This is a genomic window from Saccharothrix variisporea (assembly GCF_003634995.1).
GTDB lineage: Bacteria > Actinomycetota > Actinomycetes > Mycobacteriales > Pseudonocardiaceae > Actinosynnema > Actinosynnema variisporeum.
Genome location: NZ_RBXR01000001.1, coordinates 8,771,375 through 8,790,997, shown reverse-complemented (window position 1 = coordinate 8,790,997; position 19,623 = coordinate 8,771,375). Strand labels below are relative to the sequence as shown.

The following is a 19,623-nucleotide window of genomic DNA, read 5'->3' as shown; positions in this document are numbered from 1 at the left end:
CGCGCCCCTCGACGCGATCCCGCCGGACATCGCGCAGGGCCGCGTTCGAGTCACGTCAAGCCGGACTGCACCGCGAACACGACGAGCTGGGCACGGTCGCGCGCGCCCAGCTTCACCATCGCCCGCGACACGTGCGTGCGCACCGTCGCGGGCGAGATCACCAGCGTCGCGGCGATCTCGTCGTTCGACGCGCCGGACGCGACGTGCCGCATGATCTCCCGCTCGCGCTCGGTCAGCTTGTCGAGATGCGGCACGGGCCTCGCCGACGCCCCGGACGCGAACCGGTCGATCACCCGGCGGGTCACGGACGGCGAGAGCAGCGAACCGCCATCGGCGACCACGTGCACGGCGCGCAGCAGGTCGGTCGGGTCGGAGTCCTTCACCAGGAACCCGGACGCGCCCGTCCGCAGCGCCTCGAACACGTACTCGTCGAGGTCGAAGGTCGTGAGCACGACGATCTTCACACCGGCGCAGGCGGGGTCGGCCGAGACGCGGCGCAGCACCTCGAGGCCGTCCAGCACCGGCATGCGGATGTCGAGGAACACCACGTCCGGCCGCACCGACTGGATCAGCGACAGGGCCTCGCGGCCGTTGGCGGCCTCGCCGGCGAACTGCACGCCGTCCTCGGTCTCGATCAACGTCCGCAGTCCCATCCGGACCAGCGGCTGGTCGTCGGCCACCACCACGCGAATCATGCCGGCAACGGTATCCGGGCGGTCACCTTGAAGCCGCGCGATCCGTCGACTTCGAGCGTGCCGCCCAGTGCCTCGGCCCGTGCGCGCATGCCCGTGATGCCGTGGCCCTCGACGTACGAGTCGGGGGTGCCGGTGTCGGCGACCTCGACGACCAGGGAACCGCGCACGGCGTAGACGCGGACCGACGCCGTGACGCCCGGGGAGGCGTGGCGCAGCACGTTGGTCAGCGACTCCTGCACGATCCGGTAGACGGCGAGCTGGTGGTTGTCCGGCAGCTCCACCTCGTCGACCTCCACCGACACCTCCAGTCCCGCCTCGCGCATCCGCGTCGCCAGCGCCGGGATGTCGGCGAGCGAGATCGACGGCCGCAGTGGCGCCGATCCGCGCAGTGTGTCCACTTCGGACCGAAGGCTCTCCAGGGCCTCCTTGCTGGTATCTCGGATCGCCTCCAAAGAAGCACGCGCTTTGGCGGTGTCCGTCTCCAAGACGTAGAGAGCTACGCCCGCCTGCATCGCGATCACGGACAGGCCGTGGCCCACGACGTCGTGCACCTCTTGGGCGAGCCGCAGCCGTTCGGAGACGACGGCGTGCTCGCGAGCGTCCACAGCGGACCGCCGGCGCAGCTTCACCAGCACACCGGCCGCGGCGGGCAGCAGGATCCAGCCCGCCGACCAGGTGATCCACGAGCTCACCGAGTCGTGCCACCACGGGAGGACCGCCAGCGCGTACAGCAGGGCGCATCCGGCGGTCAGCTCGACGGTCGAGTAGACGGCCATCGCGTACACGGCGGCGACGCCGCTCATCAGGATCGGCCCGAACGGATATCCCATCGCCAGGTACCCGGCGATGGCGGCGGTGGTGATCCCGAACGTCCACAGCGGACGGACCGAGCGGAACAGCAGGCCCGCCGCCGCCACCGCGATGAGCAGGTAGGCGAACACGTCGAGCGCCTCCGCTCCTTGCAGACGCGCGGCGAACCGCGTGCTCACAAGACCGAAGAACAACAGCGCCACCGCCAGCGCCACGTCCTGCCACTTCATCCGCATGCCGCTGACGATACGACCGGGGGCGTACGCAGATCTGCGTATCTTCATGACGCTCCGCAGCGGACGACCCCGGCGGTCCAAGGGAACACGATCGGACCCATGATCGTGACGACGGAGAAGCTGACGAAGCGCTACGGCGACCGCGCCGTGGTGGACGAGGTCAGTCTGTCCGTGCGGCGGGGCGAGGTCTACGGGTTCCTCGGTCCGAACGGCGCGGGCAAGACGACCACGATCCGCATGCTGCTGGGGCTCGTGAAGCCCACGAGCGGCTCGGCCACGGTGCTCGGCGAGGCACCGGGCACGCCCAAGGCGTTGCTCGAGGTCGGTTCCCTGATCGAGGGGCCCGGTTTCTACCCGTACCTGTCCGGCCGCGACAACCTGCGCGTCCACGCGGCGCGCCGCGGGGTCGGCAAGACGCACGTCGAGGCCGCTCTGGAGCAGGTCGACCTCGTGGGTGCCGCGAACGAGAAGTTCCGCCGGTACTCGCTCGGCATGAAGCAACGGCTCGGTGTCGCCGCCGCCCTGCTCGGCCGGCCGCAGCTGCTGATCCTGGACGAGCCGACCAACGGCCTCGACCCGGCGGGTATGGCCGACATGCGCGACCTGGTGCGGGCGCTCGCGGCCCAGGGGCAGACGGTGCTGCTGTCGAGCCACCTGCTCGGCGAGGTCGAGGAGATCTGCGACCGGGTGGGTGTCATCTCGCGGGGGCGGCTGGTCGCGGAGAGCACGGTCGAGCAGCTGCGCGGCGACACCGTGCTGCTGATCCGCGCCGACCCGATCCGGAAGGCGCACGCGCTCATCGAGGGCAGCTCGTTGCACGGCGATGTGCTGCACGTGCGTGAGGCGGACGCGGGGTCGTTGGTGCGGGCGCTGGTCCACGCCGACGTGGACGTGCAGGAGGTCCGACCGCTGCGCCGGACGTTGGAAGAGGTCTTCTTCGAGATGACGGGAGTGGCGTGATGGGCAGCGTCAAGGCGGAACTGCTGCGGCTGTGGAAGTGGCCGGCGACGTGGGTGCTGATCGGCGTCTGGCTGGTGATGACGCTGACGTTCGGCTACGTGTTCAACTACCTGGCGCTGAACGGCGGCACCAACACCCGTGACCTCTCGCAGCAGCAGCTGATCAGCGCGATGCAGCCGGAGAACGTCGGTGCGGCCGTCGTGCGCGGCCTGCCGATGTTCGGTGGCGCGATCATCCTGGTGCTGGCCGCCCTGGCGATCGGCAGCGGCTACGGCTGGGGCACCTGGAAGACCACGCTCACCGCCGGCCCGCGCCGGACCTCCGCGATGGCGGGCACCCTGGGCGCGCTCGCGGTGATCGTGGTGCTGCTGGTCGCGCTGACGTTCGTGGTGAACCTGGGCGCGGCGATCACGGTGGCGTCGCTGGAGGGCTGGGACTGGGGCCTGCCGGGCATCGGCGTGCTGGAGCCGCTGGCGGCGTCCCTGCTCATCGCCGCCATGTGGACGGGGTTCGGCGTGTTCCTCGGCGTGATCACCAAGGGCCCCGCGCTGGCCGTCGGCCTCGGGCTGATGTGGGCGATCGTCACCGAGAACCTGTTGCGCGGCGTCGGTTCACTGCTCGGGCCCGTGGAAGACCTCACGAAGGTCCTGCCCGGCGGCTCGGCGGGCAACCTGGCCGGCGCGGTCGGCGGATCCGGTGCTCCCGGCGTCCTGACCGACCTGAGCGGAACCACCGCCGCCCTGTTCCTCGTCGGCTACGTGGTGGCGTTCGTGGGAGCGGCGACGGTGCTGAAGGTGCGTCGCGACCTGGTGTAGGGCCACGGCAGCCCGGGTGACGGCGAGCACGACTGCGACTTCCGGGGGTAGTCGCGGTCGTGCGGTCCTGGGTCGACCGCTGATTGCCAGCCCGCGTCCGCGGTCAGCCGGTAGCGCACCTGACCGGCACGGCGGCGGCGCGGTCCGTGCCGTAGCGGTAGCCGGTGGGTTCGAGGACGGGCCGAGCGGTGCGCCGCGCCGGTCAGTTGGGGACGGCGAAGTCGTCCGAGGTGCGGATCGCGCCACCCGCCGAGTGCAGTTCGACCCGGAAGCCGGGAACGCTCGTCCCGGTGCAGCGATCGCTTCGCAGGACGTGACCGTCGATGGCGTGCCCGACCGAGTCGGGCGACACGCCGCCGCGGATGTGCTGCCCGTCGGGCGTGGTCAGCACGTAGGTGTCGCCGGGGGCGACGCCGGTGTACTCGACGACGATCGAGGTCCCTTCCGTGTCGCACCCCTTCCCGGTGGCGACCGCGGAGACCGCGGCGTCGGCCGAACCGGGCGCTTCGACGACGTAGGGACCGGCCGAACTCGCCTCCAGGTGGACGCTGGTCTCGGCGGCGGCGCCGGTTTCCTTGTCGCGGATGCGCAGGAGGTAGGAACCGGTGGTGGGCGGGTTGAAGATGTAGGAGACCGAGAAGGAGTACGAAGGGGCACCTCGGGACCACCCCATGAACGTGCTGCCGCCGGGGTCGAACACGTCGAACTCGACCGCGCCGGTGCTGAGGTTGTCGAACGAGATGTCGACCTGTTGGCCGTTGCCGACCTGCCCTCGGGGGAAGGCGAGGATCTTCGGCGCGACGTGGGAGATCCGCACGGCGTCGGTGAGCCAGGTGAACGCGATCGGCCCGGGTGGGCGGCCGGTGGGCACGGGGATGGTGTCACCGCTCGGCTCGGCACCGCTCGTGGGCTGCGCCGGCGGCGGGCTCGTCCCGGCATCCGGGTCCGCGTTCGGAGCCGGTGCCGTGGTGCCCGCCGTGGGCGGAGGGGCCTGGGCGAGTCCGTCCCCGGTCGGCGCCTTGCGCCAGACGTTGACGTAGAGGACGGCACCGATCACGAGCACGGACAGCAGGGTGACGACAGTCGCCGCGCGGCGCTTGTCCTTCTCGAACAACGCTTCCAGGCCCCAGCCCAGCAGGGTTCCCGCGATGGTGAGGATCGCGGTGGCGGGCCCGCCCAGGCCTTCGGTGAACAACCCCAGCAGCCCTGCGGCGACTGCTCCGAGAGTCGCACCGATCGCCCCACGCACACCCGCGCCCCTGCCGGGCGCACGTCTGTCGGCTTGGTCGTCCACGGTGGGATACTAGGCGCCAACGACGGCGAGCCCCTTCCGCAGCCCCAAAAAGCGAGAAGAAGTCATCTTGCCGGCCCGTTGGCGGTCGGCCGGGAGCGCGACCGGGCCGGACGGCGAGCCGAGCGGGTCGCGTGGACCGCGCCACCCCGTCGAGCCCGAACCGGTTCCGCCCGACAGGCTCGCCACGACCGGCTGTCAGTCCCTTGTGGACGGTGATGCGGCGGGCAGGTCGCGACGAGGTTCGCGGTCGCGGGTCGCCATGAGCACCTGCCGCTCGTCGATCTTCGGGTCGGCCGACGCCCAGGCGGCAGCGATAGCCGGGCAGGTGGCCCGGAACCCGACCTACGGCTCGATCCCCCGCGCCGGCGCGGGCCGCTGACCACCGACCGCGCGGGCGGCAACCGGACGGCAGGCGGTCGGCAACGCCCGCCGCCCACAGTCCGGGTGTGCGGCCGACCGCCGTGGTGCGGCCGCCCGGATGAAGGGGTGTTCCCATGCCCATCACGAGAGCGGCGCGGGTCCTGGTGATCCTGGCCGCGTGTGCGGTCGCGGGTTTCGGTGCCGCGGCGCCGGCGGCGGCGGACCCGCCGGGACACGTGCGCGCGGCGATCACGACCCTGGCCGACAGCTCGACCAAGACCGTCACGGTGACCTGTCCGCTGGGCACGGTCGTCACCGGGGGCGGCGCCCACCTGACCGCGCCGTCCGCGGCCGTCCAGGGCTACATCGCCATCGAGCGGCTCGAACCGCGGGACGACGGCAAGGGCTTCACCGCCACCATGATCGAGGCCCAGTTGACCGGCATCGCCTGGCGGATGACCGTGGCGACCCTGTGCGCCACCCCGCCCGCCGGGTGGGACGTGGTGGCGGTGACCGGCCCGATCGGCGGGTCGGTCGTCACCGTCGACTGCGGCACCAAGAACGTGATCGGCATGGGTGGCCGGATCAACAACGGCGGCGGTGACGTGGTGCTGGACAAGGTGGCGCCCTCCACCAGCCTCAAGTCGGTCACCGCGCGCGGCTCGGTCATCCCCGGCCGCCACCCCGGGGAGTGGAGCGTCACCGCGTTCGCCGTGTGCGCGAACGTCACCGGCCAGTTGATCCAGTGGCCCGCGCCGGCCGGTCCCGCCGCGACCAAATCGGCGAACGTGACGTGCGAAGCCGGCCAGGCGCTCTACAGCGCCGGCGGGGAGGTCGCCCCGGGCAGCGGGTCGGTCTACCTGGACATGGCGCAGGCCTCGGACGTGAACACGGCGGTGGCTCGGGGCAACAAGGCGTTCGGCGCCGCACCGCCGCCCTGGGGCGTGATGGTCTACGGCATCTGCGGCTGAGCCGCTCGGACCGCCGTCCGGGTGCCCTCGCGGCAACCGGACGGCAACCGGCGGTTGCTGTCCTGCGCCGCACATCGTCCCCAAGACGACAGGAGAGCGCAGTGCGCGTATGGGGCATCGCGGTGTTGGCCGCGTCGTTGGCAGTCCTCCCCCTGGTACCGGGCGTCGCGTCCGCCGGCGACGCCGCCGTGGGCGCGCTGGGGGTGGTCGACGGCGTCCTGAGCTTCACCGCCTACGACGGGGTGGACAACCAGTTGAAGGTGGAGACCCTCGACGCCGGGCGCGTGCGCGTCGAGGACAGGGCCGGTGCGCTGGACCTGGTGGGGCGCGGGTGCGTGGACAGCCCCGCCCGGGCCGACGAGCACCAGGTGATCTGCGACCTCGGCGGGGTCACGGCGGTCGTGCTGGACGGCCGGGACGGCGACGACTCGCTCGACGTCCGCGACCCGATGTCGGTGCACCTGCTCGGCGGCGCCGGCAACGACCAGCTCAACAGCTCCGCCGGGGACGACGTCCTCGACGGCGGGCCCGGCAACGACGTGCTGTACGGCGGTCTCGGCGACGACGTGCTGACCGGCGGGCCGGGTGCCGACCTGCTGGACGGCGCGGCGGACGTCGACGTGGTCAGCTACGCCGAACGCGTCAACGGCGTGGTGGCCGACCTCGACGGCTCACCCGGCGACGACGGCGCGCCGGGTGAGCACGACACCATCCTGGGATCGGTGGAACACCTCGTCGGCGGCGCGGGCGACGACACCCTCGTCGGGTCCGGCGCGCCCAACACGCTCGTGGGCGGGCCCGGCGACGACCGGCTGTCCGGCCTGGGCGGGGCGGACGTGCTGGTCGGTGGCGCCGGGTTCGACCTGCTCGACGGCGGGCCGCAGGTCGACACCTGCGACGTCGGACCCGGCGGCGGGACGACGGCGGCCTGCGAACTGCTCCCCTGAGGCCGCCGGGGTGTATTTCCCGCGGTGGTCGCGCCTCCTCCGAGCGGAACGCCGGAGAGGAGCGACCACCGCGCGATGCGCACACCGAACTTCGAGATCCGGGTGCTCGGCCCGTTGGAGGTCGTGGGCGCCGACGGCGCGGTCCCGATCGACCGGCCGATGCGGCGGGCCCTGCTCGGGTTGCTGGCGCTGCGCGCCCGGCAGGTGGTGCCGCGGGAGGCCCTGATCGACGGGCTGTGGGACGAGCGGCCGCCGCGGTCGGCGTTGCGCACCCTGCACTCGCACGTCGCGCACCTGCGGCGGGCGCTGGACGCGGGCGGGCTGGGCGCGGTGGTCGGCACCCGGCCGCCGGGGTACGTGCTGACCGCGGCGCCCGACCAGCTCGACGTGGACCGGTTCACCCGGCTGGTCAAGGCCGACCACGACGAGCCGCCCGAGGTCGCGGCGCGGCGGTTGCGGGCGGCGCTGGACCTGTGGCGCGGTGACGTGCTGGTCGACTGCGCGGTGGGCGAGTGGGCGCGGGCGGAGGTCAACCGGTTGCACGAGCTGCGGTTGCAGGTGGTGGAGCAGTTGTGCGCGGCCGACCTCGCGCTGGGCGGGCACCGCGCGGTCGGCGCGGAACTGGAGGCGCTGGTCGTGCGGCACCCGCTGCGGGAGCGGTTGTGGGAACTGCTGGTCCTCGCCCGGTACCGGGACGGCCGGCGGGCCGACGCGCTGGCGGCCTACCGGCGGGCGCACGCGGTGCTGGCGGCGGAGCTGGGGGTGCGGCCGGGGCCCGCGTTGCGGCGGCTGGAGGCGACGATCCTCGCCGACGACGCGCCCACCGGCCCGGTGATCACCTCGACGGTCGGCAACGCCCCGGCAGTCGGCGACGACGCCGTGCACGAGACCCCGGCGGTCGGCAACGCCCCGGCGGTCGGCAACGCCTCGACGAGCGGCGACGCCGTGCGCAAGACCCCGGCGGCGAGCGATCACGTGGTCAGCGATCCCGTGGTGAGCGGTGCGGCGCGCATCCCGGTGCCCGTCACCAACCTGGTCGGCCGTGAAGCCGACATCGCCGGACTGGTCGACCTGCTCGCCGAACGCCGGTTGACCACGCTCACCGGCGTCGGCGGCAGCGGGAAGACCCGCCTGGCCATCGCGGTGGCCACCGCCGTCGCCCGCGCCGAGGCGGTCGCCTTCGTCGACCTCACCGCCCTGTCCGACGCGGACCTGCTGCCCGCCGCGGTGTGCGAGGCGGTCGGCGTGCGCGACGACCCGACCCCGGCGGCCCTCGTGCGCGCCCTGCGGTCACGGGACCTGGTGCTGGTGCTGGACAACTGCGAGCACCTGCGCGAGGGGTGCGCGGAGCTGGTCGCCACCCTGCTGGGCTCCTGCCCGGGGCTGCGGGTGCTCGCGACCAGCATCGAACCGCTGGGCGTGGCCGGTGAGACGGTGTGGCCGGTCGGCCCGCTGCCGGTGCCGGACCCCGGGGTCCGCACGCTGGCGCAGCTGCGCCGCTCCGACGCGGTCCGGCTGTTCCTGGCCCGCGCGGCGCTGCCCGCGGTCCGCGACCTGACCGACGCCGACGCGCCGGCGGTGGCCGCGATCTGCGCCGGCCTCGACGGCCTGCCGCTGGCCCTGGAACTGGCCGCCGCCCGCACCACCGTGCTCACCATGACCGAGATCGCCGAACGCCTGCGCGAACCCGGCACGCTGCGAGGCGGCCCGGCGCACGGCCGGCCGCACCACCGCGCGTTGGAGGCCACCGTGGCCTGGAGCTACGCGGGGCTGCGCCCGGCCGCCCGGCCGTGGTTCCGGCAGCTCGCGGTCTTCACCGGCGGCTGGACGCTCGACGCCGCCGCGCACGTCTGGCGCGAGACCACGGCCACCGCGCTCGACGCGCTCGCCGAGCTGGAGGCCAAGTCCCTGGTCGTGGTGGACCGCCGCGGCGGACGCGCCCGGTACCGGCTGCTGGAGACGCTGCGCCACCACGCGGCCGGTCGGCTGGCCGCCGCACCGGCCGAGGACCGCGCGGCCCGCGACCGGCACGCCGCCCACTACCTGGCCCGTGCCCGGGACACCGATCGCCGGCTGCGCGGACCGGACGCGCCGCACTGGCTGGACCGCCTCGCCGCCGACCACGGGAACCTCCGGGCCGCGCTGGCCTGGCTCGCCGCCACGCGCAGCCCCGACGAGCTGGAGCTGGCGGTCGCGCTGGCCCGCTACTGCCGGCTGCGCGGGCGGTACGCCGAGGGCCGCCGCTGGCTGTTGGAAGCGCTGGACCGGCGCGAGGACCTGACCGCGGCGCAACGCGCACCGGCCGTGCTCGCCGCCGCGTCCCTCACCTACTTCCAGGGCTCCTACGCCGAGGCCGCGCGGCTCGCGGGCGCGGCGTTGGCAGGTCACCGCGCGGCCGGGGACACCTCGGCGGCGGCCCGCTGCCTGCGGCTGCTGGGGTCGATCGCCTGCGAACGCGGTCAGTACGCGCGGGCCACCGCCCACTACGCCGAGGCGATGCTCGTGCACCGGGACGCGGGCGACGAACCCGGCCAGGCCGACGTGCTCCAGATGACCGGGTTCGCCTCCTGGCTCGCGGGCGCCCTGGACACCGCGCAGCCCCTGCTGGAACGGGCGCTGCGCCACTACGACCGGCTGGACGACCCGGAGAACACCGCCTCGGTCCGGGTGCACCTGGCCTTCGTCGCCCTGCACCGCGGACAGGACGAGCGGGCACGCGAGCTCGCCGAACAGGCGCTGACGGTGTTCACCGGACTGGACTTCGGCGAGGGCATCGCCTGGGCCGCGCACCTGCTCGGCCTGGTCGACCTGCGGACCGGACGGGCCACGTCGGCGCTGACCCGGCTCCGCCGCAGCCTGTCGGCGCACTGGCAGGTCGGCGACCGGTGGCGGCAGACCGCGGTGCTGGACGCGATGGCGGCGGCGCACCTGGCGCTGGGCGACGCGGTCCGCGCCGCCGAGCTGACCGGCCTCGCCGCCGCCCTGCGCGACGAACTGGGCGTGCCCGTGCCCGCCGTGGACGTGCCGGCGCTCGAGCAGGTGCGCGCGGCCCTGGTCGAGCGGCTCGGCGAACGGCGTCACGCGGCACTCGCCCGCGGCGCGGCCCGCTCCGTCCAGGACGTGGTGGCCGCCGAACCGGGGTGACCGCCGGTGCTGCGTCACGCAACCGCGCTGAACGGGTGGAGGTGGTGCGCCGGACAGTGGTGGCGAGCGCTTCGACGGCGACCTGTCCGGGTTGGTCGGGTCTCCCGATCGAGCGAGCGTGCCGAGGACGAGCCGTGACACGGGCGGTGAACTGGGGACCGCGCCGGGCGGAATGTCTCTCCAACCGGTGACAGCACGCGCCGACACGGGTTCGTCGAGGCAATCTCGTGGGTGCGGTCGTGGGTGACGTCACGGTGTCGATGCCCGGCGCGTCGCCGCCGCGAACAACGCGAACACCCCGACACCGAGGAGACTGCGATGAACGTCAACTGGTCGAACCGTCGGATCACCGTCCCCATCGCCGCCGTCGCGCTCACCGCGGCCGTGGCGTGCAACGACTACCGGGAACGCATGTCGGCCGACACCACGGCGGAAAGCCTGGTGTGCCACGGAGAGGTCAGCGTCCAGTTCAGCCCGAGCGTCAACTGGCAGGCCAAGCACATCAAGGCGACAGGCAGCGGCACCCTGGACCATTGCGCCTCACTGGACGGATCCCACCCCCACCTCAAGTCCGCGCGGGTGGAGGTGTCGGGCTCGGCGACCGAGACCTCGTGCACGCAGGTCGGCTCGGGGCGCGGGACGGTGGACATCACCTGGTACGGCGGTGACAACCAGTCCGGACAACGCCTCGGCACCACCAGGCTCGTCATCGACGACCTGGACCGTCCCCTGATCGGGCGCACCACCGACGACAGCCAGGTCCTCCCCGGCCGCACCGCCACCGCCGACGGCCACCCGACCAGCGACCTCTCCCGGTGCCCGTTCGGCTTGAAGTCCGCCTCGGCGGCAGGCGAAATCACCTTCCGCTGACCACGCTGGGAAATCCGCCTGTTCAACGGACACCCCCGGCCACTGTGGACCGGGGGTGTGCGGATGCTCCTCGGCGCGGGCGATCGAGTCGGGCAGGTACCGGGGGACGAAAGGCCGCCCGTTCGGGCAGCGGGAACTGGGTAGCCTCGACCGTGTCGGGAGTGGAGGTCACCGTGGAGTTCGCGGCGGAACGGAGCCGACGGACGAGTTCGTCGCGCCACGCCGTCGACCACGGCGAACGGCACCGGACCGGGAGTCCCGCCCGGAACCCGATCGGGCTGCTCCACATGCAGCGGGCGGCGGGGAACAGCGCGGTGTGCGCACTGCTGAGCGGGCCCACCGTCCAGCGCGACGGCCTCGACGGCGACACGGCCGGGCCGCCGGAAGCCGGCGCCGTCGAGCGTCCCGGCGGCACCCCGGTCCGACCTCCTCGCCCGGGCGACACCGCCGACATGGACCGCGCCATCACCGAGCACCTGGGGATCAACGAGTTCACCGACGCGGCGAGGATCCTCAACGGCTTCACCGAGGCGGACATCGACGTCCGCATCACCCGCTACACGGAGGCGCAGCGGACCGGCCTCCACGCCGCGGCGGTGGTCAACGGCAGCGCCGCGGTCCGCATCCGGGGGCCGATCGACCTGGCACGGCAAGTGCGCAGCGGCGAGTGGCCGGCCGCGGCCCACACCCTCGAGGACTATCCCGACGGGGCCGAGCGGGTGCCGGACAACCTCCGCCGGCTGGGGTGGTGGGAGGGCGTCCACCTCCTGCAGGCGGCCGAAGCGGCCCACCTGCCGGTGGCGGCCCGGATCCGGGTGGTGGTCGCCGAGCGGTCGGCCGACATCGCCGCCGCCCTGCCCGGCCGGGCCGTCGACCCCCCGGTGGCGGCGCGCATGCTCAACGCGCTCAACGGGACCGACCTCCCCGCCGCGGTGGCACCGCTCACCGCCCCGCAACTGTTCGACATCAACACCGCCGCCACCCGAGAGGGCATCCACCGGGTCGTGGTCCACCTCGGCCGGGAACCGCAGGCGGGTCTCATCCGCGTCGAGGGGTTCGACCGGCAGTTGCGCGACGCCATCGCCCGGTCGGACTGGCCGGCCGTCGCCGGCGTGCTCGGGCGCTACCCCGACGACACCGCGCGGCGGCAGCGGCTGCAGTGGTTCCACCTGCCGCAGGTCACCGCGCTCGCCGACACCCTGCGGTCGGGCGGCGGCCCCCTCTACCCGCTGGTCGAGGCCCGCAGGGTGGAGAAGCTCGGCCAGGACTACGAAGCCGCGATCAGCCAGGCCGTGGGCAGTCCCGCGCAGGCGGACCGATGGGACCGGGTGGTGCGGCTGCTCGGCGCCTACAACGACGCCGACCTCGCCGCCAGGGCGCAACGCGTCCAGGCGGTCGGGGGACCGACCGCGGTGACCGCGGCGCAGGCGGCGTCACAGCGCGTGTTCGGCGACGACACCCATCGGGTCCGCCGCATCCTGCTCTACACAGCTCGGCAAGCCCAGGCCGGCGCCCCGGCGCGGCCCGCGGACCCCCAACCGTTCGCCACCGGCGGCGCCGGTCCCGCCGTGGCGGTGCCGGGCGGGTCGGTCACCACCTACTCCCAGGTCGCGCCCGGGACCGGTGCCGGCACGGGCACCCCCGACTGGTACGCCCTGGACTACCAGGGGGCGCAAGCGGAGCAGACCGGGTGGCTCCAGTTCATCTCCCGGGAGATGGAGCGGTTCGACACCGGCGGCGCGAGCCTCGGCTACTTCGTGCCGACCAGCGGCCTGGTCCACCAGGGCCAGCCGGGGAACGTCGAGTACAGCAGGCCGGGCGCGGAGCACTGGTACATCGACACGTTCTCGAACAGCTTCCCGTTCTACGAGTCGCCGGTGACGGCGGGCGCCCCGGCCGGGTTCAGCCCCGCCGGCACCCGGGGCGGCCACTCGACGACGCCGAGCACCCCCGCCAGTCCCGCGGGGAGGACGATGATGGTCGACCGCCCCGGTTCGGTGGCGACCCAGGTGGCCGAAGCCTTCGCCCCCGTCAGGTCCGGCGGGTTGTGGGGCGTCGGGGGCACCAGCACCCCGGTCGGGCGGGTCGAGCACCGGGTGCGCTTCCACGACTACCTGGTCAGAGGAAACCAGGTCCTCTACGAGAACACCATGACCGTGGTGTTCTCCTACACCGCCGCGCCGGCACCCGGTGCCCCGGACCCGCCCCGGGTCAACGTGCCCGGGAACGGGGCGGCCGCCTCTCGGCTGCGTCCCGAGCACTTCCGAGCGCTGGTCCACCGCTTCCCGGCATGGGGGTTCTACCCGCAATGACACGCGGAACCGTGACCTACGGGGGTCGAGGTCAGGCGGGCTGCGAGGTGCGCCTGTGCGACCTCGACGCCGGCCGGGTCGTCGCACACGCCGTCAGCGGTGGGGACGGCGGGTTCGAGATCGACGCCGACCTCCCGCCGCGGCCGCTGGTGGTGGCCCGGTGCGTCGACCAGGCGATCGGCCTCGCCGGCGGTGAGCCGACCCCGGGACTGCCCCTGGACCTGGACGTCGCCACCGGCGGCCCCCTGTGGGACGTGCGCGTCGAGATCGAGGGTGCCGACGAGGTCCCCCCCGGCCTGCGACTCGTCCTCGACCCGATCGAGGTCCACCACGCCCCGCCGGTGTGGCTGGCGGCGACGAGGGCACCGGTCGACGGCGTGACCACGGGCGGCTTCACCGCCCGACCCCTGACCCAGACCCCTACCGTGGTCGCCCTCCAGTCCGGCGTGTGGCGGCTGGCGGCCCAGCGCATCGTCGCGATGGCGGCCAACGCTCCCGGGATGGAACCGGAGCCGAGCTGGATCACCGACCAGGCATGGGTCGACGGCGCCGAAGTCGAGGTGGTCGACCGCGCCGTGACCGTCGACGTGGACCGACCCCGCCACGTCGTGCTGCGCGTGACCGCGGTCAGCTGACCCGGTTCCGACCGTCCTGGTCTTGGCCTGCGACATCCGCGAGGAGAACGGCGCGGGTGAACCCGCACAACACCTGCCGTGGGTCCGTCCCGTGTTCGGCTTCCTCCACTTCGGCTTCGCGGTCACCCCGGGCGAAGGCGCGCCGCGGGTGGTTCCGCGGCGCGCCCTCGGTTTCGCCCTACTCGCAGACGTGGTCGGCGTGGGCGCTGGGGTGGGCGTGGATCCAGGCGCAGAAGTTGTTCGCCCGGCTCGCGGTGACCCGCGTCGCCCAGTTGCCGGTGACGCCGTGGTAGGCGATGACGCCGATCACCTGCGGGCTGCCGTCGGTCGTCTCGTAGACGGGCGAACCGCTCTGCCCGTCCTGGACGTCGACGGGGGTCTTGATCACGTTCACGCCCAGGAGCTGTGTCGAGGCGTGGCCGCCGTACTGGAAGTTGTCGCACTGGCCGTCCGGTGACGGCGAGGCGGCGCAGGAGAAGGACCAGATGGGGTAGCCGGCCGTCCAGTGCTCGCCCCAGTGGCCGTAGGAACGCCATCCCAGCCAGCCCAGGGTCGCGGTGGACCGCAGGTCCTCCAGCACGATCATGCCGTAGTCGAACGCCTTGTCGCCGTGGTCGTACCAGCCGGACACGCTGATGTACCAGGGCGAGTTCTTCAGCCCGTTCGGGTACGTGCCGATCCCGTTCTGGCCGGGCGCCACCTTGCGGTCGGGGAACCAGCCCTTGCCGTCTCCGCCGCCGCCCTGGTGGATGCAGTGGCCGGCGGTGAGCAGGTGGCGGGGCCCGATCAGGGAACCCGAGCAGTTCGAGGTGCTGGAGGCGGGCGGCGAGACGGAGCTCACCGTGCGCCACGGGTAGCTCGTGGTCGCCGAGCGCAGCACCCGGTCGTCCGGGCCGAAGATGGTCCGGACGCCCAGGTCGCCATCGGCCGGGGACTCGGTCCCCGCGGTCGGCGTCGGGTTCACCGGCCGGGTCTCCTCCGGCCCGCGCGGCGGGAGCGCGGTCTGGCGGTAGAGCCGGCCGTCGGGCGAGACCGCCACGCCCAGCTCCCACTCCGCCGGCCGTGGCACGTCCAGGCGCGCGGCTTCGTCGTCGCCCAGCGCGGGGTCCACCGGTTCGGCGCCGGGTGGGGCGTAGGTGGCCAGCCCGACGCAGCGCCAGTCGGGGCGCCGGTCCAGCTCGGTGGCGGGCCGGTCGACGCACGGGTCCTCCGCGCGGGCGACCGACGTGGTCACCACCGGCGCGAGTGCGGCGGCCAGCAGCGCCACCGCCGCCGGCACCCACACGTGTCGCTTTCTCATGTTGCCCTCCGAAGGCAGGTCCGAGTGGTCGTGCGCCACGCTCCTCACGCGCCTTCGAGTGGTCTTAGCGCCGGGATAAAGCGGCACGGGCTGATCACATCGGGTGATTCGCCCGTGGAGCCCGCACGGGCCGGGGCGGGTGTGGCATGGATAGCGTGTGACGACGCCCGGGACCGCGGACACCCTCGCTCGGCCGCGCTTGGACTACCTGGTGGCGGCGGCGCGCTCGAGCCGGATCACCACGGTCGTGGCGCCCGCCGGCTACGGCAAGACCACGTTGTTGTCCGGGTGGATCGGCCGGGCCCCGGTCGCCTGGCACACGCTCACCGACGAGGACCGCTCGCCCCAGCCGCTGCTGGCCAACCTGGCCGCCGCCCTGCGCGCCGTGCTGCCCGCGCTGCGGTTCCGGCCGCCTGACGTGCTGGCCGACGACGAGGGCACGGGCGAGGCCGGTCGGGTCGACCGGGCGCACGCGCTGGCCGCTTCCCTGTGCCAGGCGGTCGCCGAGGCCGCGGAGGGCGTGCGGGAGGTGTTGCTCGTGCTCGACGACCTCCACGTGATCGGCCGCGACGACCGGACGTGCGCGGTGGTGGAGGCGTTGTGCCTGCAGGCGCCGCGGGCGCTGCGCTTGGTGCTGTCGAGCCGGGAGCGACCGCCGTTCCCGGTGCGGCGGGCGGCGGGGCTCGGCGGTCCGCTGGAGATCACCGCCGCGCAGCTGGCGTTCACCGAGGGCGAGACCCGCCGGCTGCTGGACGACGACCGCGTCGCCGCCGAGGTGCACCGGCTGTCGGGCGGCTGGCCGGTGGCGGTGCGGATGGCCGTCGGCGCGCGGGCCGCGCAACCCGCGCCGGCCGCGGCGACGGCGCACGACCGCGCGCTGTACGACTACCTCGCCCACGAGGTGTTCGACCGGGAACCGCGTCGGGTCCGCGAGCTGCTGGCCGCCGCCGCGCTGTTCGACCGGTTCAACGCCGACCTGCTGGCCGCGCTCGGGTTCGCCGACGCCGCGCGGGTGCTCGACGACCTGCTGGCGCGCGGCCTGTTCGTGGAACGGCTGATCCCGCACCCCGGCTGGCTGGGGTTGATCCCGCTGGCGCGCGCGTTCGTCGCCGGCCGCACCCCGCCGTCCCCGGCCGAACGGCGGCGGCTCGGCACGACCGCCGCCGCGTGGCTGGCCGCCCGCGGACACCTCGCGGAGGCGCTCGCGGCGCTGTCCGGGCTCGACGACCACCGCGCCGTCGCCGCGCTGCTGGCCGCGCACGGCGAGGAACTGCTCCAGCGCGGCGGGGCGGACACCGTGATCGCCGCGGTCGACGGGATCCCGCCCGACGAGCGCGACCCGGTCGCCTGGCAACTGGCCGGGGTGGCGCACCAGGTGCGGGGCGAGTGGGGGCCGGCGCTGGCGTGCCTGCGGCGGGCCACCCCGCCGGGTGCGACCGTGCCCGCCGCGCTGGCGGCCCGCATCGCCGCGATGCACTACTTCAGCGGCGCACCGGACCGGACGCTCGCCGCGTGCGCGGAGTCCGCGACCACCGGGACGGACCCGGCGGCCGAGGCCAGGGTGCACGCCCTGGCCGCCAGCGCGCACTGGGCGCGCGGCGACGTCGCCGCGAGCCGGGCCGAGGTCGCCGTCGCGACGGAGCTGGCGCAGCGGGCGGGCGACGACGCGGCCCTGGCGGCCACGCACACCGTGTTGGCCATGGTCGCCGATGCGGAGGGCGACCGCTCGGCGGTCGCGGACCACTACGCGCGGGCGTTGACGCACGCGCACCTCGCCGGGGACGTGCTGGCCGAGATCCGGATCAGGGTCAACCGGTCGGCCCACCTCGTGCACGAAGCGGACCACCGGGAGGCGTTGGCGGAGTTGGAGACCGCGTTGCGGCTGGCCGACCTGACCGGGTTCACCAGCTACCGCGCGCTGGCGCTGAACAACCGCGGTGCGGCGTGGCTCGGCCTGGGCAGGCTGGACGAGGCCGCGGCCGACCTGCACGCGGCGCGCCGGGTCTACACCCGGACGGGCTCGCGCCTGGCCAGCCTGGCGCTGGAGTCGCTCGGCGAGGTCCACCGGCTGCGGGGCGAACGGGCGCTGGCGCGGGACGCCTTCACCGAGGCCGTGCGGCTGGCCGAGGAGAACGACGCCGTGCCGCAGCTGGTGCCCGCCCTCGCGGGGCTCGCCGGGGTGCTGGCCGAGGAGGAGCCCCGGACCGCCGAGGACCTCGTGCGCCGCGCGTTGGCCTGCGGCACCGGTCTGGGCTACCCGGCGGCGTTGCTGGCCGCCGCACGGGTGGCGCTGGCGCGCGGCGAGCCGGACGTGGCCGCGGCCCACGCGGGTCAGGCCCGGGAGGTGGCCGCGCGGCGGCGCGATCGGGCCGCCGTCGCCGCGGCGCTGCACCTGCTCGGCCGGGCCGCGTCCGGCCGCGAGGAGGCGTTGTCGCTGCTGGACCAGGCCGCGGCGGCGTGGGCCGAGATCGGCAACCCGGTCGGCGGCATCGAGGTGTCGATCGCCAGGGCGCGGGTGCTCGGCGGGGCGGACGGCCTGGCGCTGGTCACCGTGGCCGGGCAGGCCGCCGCTCGGCTCGGCGCGCGCGGGCTGGTCGCGGAGGCCGCCTCGGTGGCGGAGGTGTGCGGCCGGTCGACCGGCCCGGCGGTGTCGATCCGCACCCTGGGCGGGTTCCGGGTGCTGCGCCGCGGCGAGGTCGTGCCCGCCACGGCCTGGCAGTCGAAGAAGGCCCGCGACCTCGTCAAGATCCTCGTCGCCCGTCAGGGGCGGCCGACCACCCGCGAGGCGCTCATGGCGGTGCTGTGGCCGGACGAGCCGCCGGAGCGGGTCGCCAACCGGTTCTCGGTGGCGCTGTCCACGGCGCGGCTGGTGCTCGACCCGGACCGGGGCGACGGCCACGGCATCGCGGCGGACCACGAGCACGTCCGGTTGGACCCGGCCGTGGTCGACGTGGACGTCATCAGGTTCCTCGCCGACGCCCGCGCGGGCCTCTCGGGCGGTCCGGTGACGGCGCTCGCGTCGGCGGAGAGCGCCTACACGGGCGACTTCCTGGAGGAGGACCCCTACGCCGAGTGGGCGGCCGGGCTGCGCGAAGACGCCCGCCTCACCTACCTCCAGGTCGCCTCGGCGCTGGCCCGGCACACCGCCGCCGCCGGTGACCACGTCGCCACCAGCCGGTACTGCCTGCGGGTGCTGGAGCGTGACGGCTACGACGAGACCGCTCACCTGGCGCTCGTCCGCGCGCTGACCGCGTCGGGCAGCCACGGCGAGGCGCGCCGCCGCTACCGGGCCTACGTGTCGCGGATGCGCGAGATCGGGGTGGAGCCGAGCCCGTTCCCCGATCCCGCGCCGCTGTCCACCGCGGGGTTCAGCCCTTCTTGAAGCAGATCGCGTAGGCCTCGATGCCCCACGGGCTGGCGCCCTTCGTGCCCACGCCCGTCATCGAGCCCGCCTCCGGGTTCGGCAGCCAGACCAGCCCGACCGTCAACGCGTCGCCCGTGTTGCCGTACGCCGTGGCGCCACCGCCGGTGTACGCGTACCCCTCGGCGCAGGTCGCGGTGGCCTCCTGCTCGAGCTCGCCGGACATCGGGATCTTCACCACCTCGCGCACCAGCGAGCCGGCCTTCTCCTTGTCGCAGATCGCGTACGCCTGCACGGTCCAGGACGCGTCGGCCGGTCCGGACGCCTTGGCGGTGGCGGTGGTGAGGCTCTCGTCGGGCACGAGCCCGTACAGCGCCGCCGGGTCGTCGGGGTCGGCGCCGACGACCTCGCCGGTGACGCCGGTCAGGCTGCCGGGCACGGGGCAGGAGACCGAGTGCTCCTTGGCGTCGACCAGCGCGCCGAACTCGTTGCTGCGGACGAGCACGGGGTTGCCGTAGGCGCAGACGGCGTGGGCGACCAGCACCCAGGCGGGTCTGTCGGACAGCGGCCGGGCGCTCACCACGACCCCCGACAGGTCGGGCAGTGGCCGGACGGCGTCGATCACGACCTGCCCGGACCAGTCGCGCAGCGCGCCGCCCGCCGAGTACACCTTCATGCCGCTCGGGCACCACGCGGTCACCGACTTGGCGAACGGCGTGGCCGGGCTGATCGCCTCCACCAGGTGCACGATGACGTTCGCCGCCCCCACCTCGGCCCGCGCCCCCGTCCCGGCCCGCGCGCCCACGTCGGCCCGCACGCCCGCCACCACCACGCTCGCCGCCGCGACCACGAGTCCGACCACCGCGACCCGCCGACACCACGTCATCCTGTTCATCGAACCCCCTGGTCTGCT

The 19,623-nt window shown here is 74.4% G+C and carries 14 protein-coding genes; 9 read left to right on the top strand and 5 right to left on the bottom strand.

The window, feature by feature from the left end; all coding sequences use genetic code 11:
* Positions 1-50: 50 nt before the first annotated feature.
* Both DFJ66_RS39665 and DFJ66_RS39660 read right to left on the bottom strand, forming a co-directional pair.
* Positions 51-695, bottom strand: coding sequence for a response regulator (locus tag DFJ66_RS39665; RefSeq protein ID WP_121229608.1), 645 nt, complete (start codon positions 693-695; stop codon positions 51-53).
* Entirely contained in the window at positions 692-1,741 is a 1,050-nt protein-coding gene (locus DFJ66_RS39660) for a sensor histidine kinase (protein WP_170200002.1), read from the bottom strand. Before DFJ66_RS39660 ends, DFJ66_RS39665 begins: the two co-directional genes overlap by 4 nt.
* A gap of 99 nt (positions 1,742-1,840) precedes the next feature.
* On the opposite strand from DFJ66_RS39660, the gene DFJ66_RS39655 reads away from it, so the two are divergent.
* Complete coding sequence (locus DFJ66_RS39655; protein ID WP_397556266.1) at positions 1,841-2,701, top strand: ABC transporter ATP-binding protein; 861 nt, start codon at positions 1,841-1,843, stop codon at positions 2,699-2,701.
* A complete protein-coding gene (locus DFJ66_RS39650) occupies positions 2,701-3,516 on the top strand; it encodes an ABC-2 transporter permease (RefSeq protein WP_121229604.1) in 816 nt (271 codons plus the stop codon). The genes DFJ66_RS39655 and DFJ66_RS39650 overlap by 1 nt, the downstream gene beginning before the upstream one ends.
* A gap of 202 nt (positions 3,517-3,718) precedes the next feature.
* Here DFJ66_RS39650 and DFJ66_RS39645 read toward each other — a convergent pair whose 3' ends face one another.
* Positions 3,719-4,810 carry a hypothetical protein gene (locus DFJ66_RS39645; RefSeq protein ID WP_147459518.1) on the bottom strand — a complete coding sequence of 364 codons (1,092 nt, stop codon included), beginning with the start codon at positions 4,808-4,810 and terminating at the stop codon, positions 3,719-3,721.
* Positions 4,811-5,304: 494 nt separating this feature from the next.
* Here DFJ66_RS39645 and DFJ66_RS39640 point away from each other — a divergent pair, with 494 nt between their 5' ends.
* The 6 genes from DFJ66_RS39640 to DFJ66_RS39615 all read left to right on the top strand — a co-directional run bounded on the left by DFJ66_RS39640 (position 5,305) and on the right by DFJ66_RS39615 (position 14,049).
* A complete protein-coding gene (locus tag DFJ66_RS39640; protein WP_121229600.1) occupies positions 5,305-6,141 on the top strand; it encodes a hypothetical protein in 837 nt (278 codons plus the stop codon).
* A gap of 101 nt (positions 6,142-6,242) precedes the next feature.
* A complete protein-coding gene (locus tag DFJ66_RS39635) occupies positions 6,243-7,088 on the top strand; it encodes a calcium-binding protein (RefSeq protein WP_147459517.1) in 846 nt (281 codons plus the stop codon).
* Between the two features lie 75 nt (positions 7,089-7,163).
* Positions 7,164-10,232, top strand: a complete 3,069-nt coding sequence (locus DFJ66_RS39630; protein WP_121229596.1) for an AfsR/SARP family transcriptional regulator — start codon at positions 7,164-7,166, stop codon at positions 10,230-10,232.
* Between the two features lie 318 nt (positions 10,233-10,550).
* Positions 10,551-11,102, top strand: coding sequence for a hypothetical protein (locus DFJ66_RS39625; RefSeq protein ID WP_121229594.1), 552 nt, complete (start codon positions 10,551-10,553; stop codon positions 11,100-11,102).
* Positions 11,103-11,263: 161 nt separating this feature from the next.
* Entirely contained in the window at positions 11,264-13,414 is a 2,151-nt protein-coding gene (locus tag DFJ66_RS39620) for a hypothetical protein (protein WP_121229592.1), read from the top strand.
* Complete coding sequence (locus DFJ66_RS39615) at positions 13,411-14,049, top strand: hypothetical protein (RefSeq protein WP_147459516.1); 639 nt, start codon at positions 13,411-13,413, stop codon at positions 14,047-14,049. The genes DFJ66_RS39620 and DFJ66_RS39615 overlap by 4 nt, the downstream gene beginning before the upstream one ends.
* A 178-nt stretch (positions 14,050-14,227) precedes the next feature.
* Here the strand turns inward: DFJ66_RS39615 and DFJ66_RS39610 are convergent, their stop codons facing one another.
* On the bottom strand, positions 14,228-15,349 hold the full coding sequence (locus DFJ66_RS39610) for a trypsin-like serine peptidase (RefSeq protein ID WP_147459515.1): 1,122 nt from the start codon (positions 15,347-15,349) through the stop codon (positions 14,228-14,230).
* A gap of 157 nt (positions 15,350-15,506) precedes the next feature.
* Here DFJ66_RS39610 and DFJ66_RS39605 point away from each other — a divergent pair, with 157 nt between their 5' ends.
* On the top strand, positions 15,507-18,731 hold the full coding sequence (locus tag DFJ66_RS39605; protein WP_121229585.1) for an AfsR/SARP family transcriptional regulator: 3,225 nt from the start codon (positions 15,507-15,509) through the stop codon (positions 18,729-18,731).
* Here DFJ66_RS39605 and DFJ66_RS39600 read toward each other — a convergent pair.
* On the bottom strand, positions 18,718-19,596 hold the full coding sequence (locus DFJ66_RS39600) for a hypothetical protein (RefSeq protein ID WP_147459514.1): 879 nt from the start codon (positions 19,594-19,596) through the stop codon (positions 18,718-18,720). The genes DFJ66_RS39605 and DFJ66_RS39600 overlap by 14 nt on opposite strands.
* Positions 19,597-19,623: the final 27 nt, after the last annotated feature.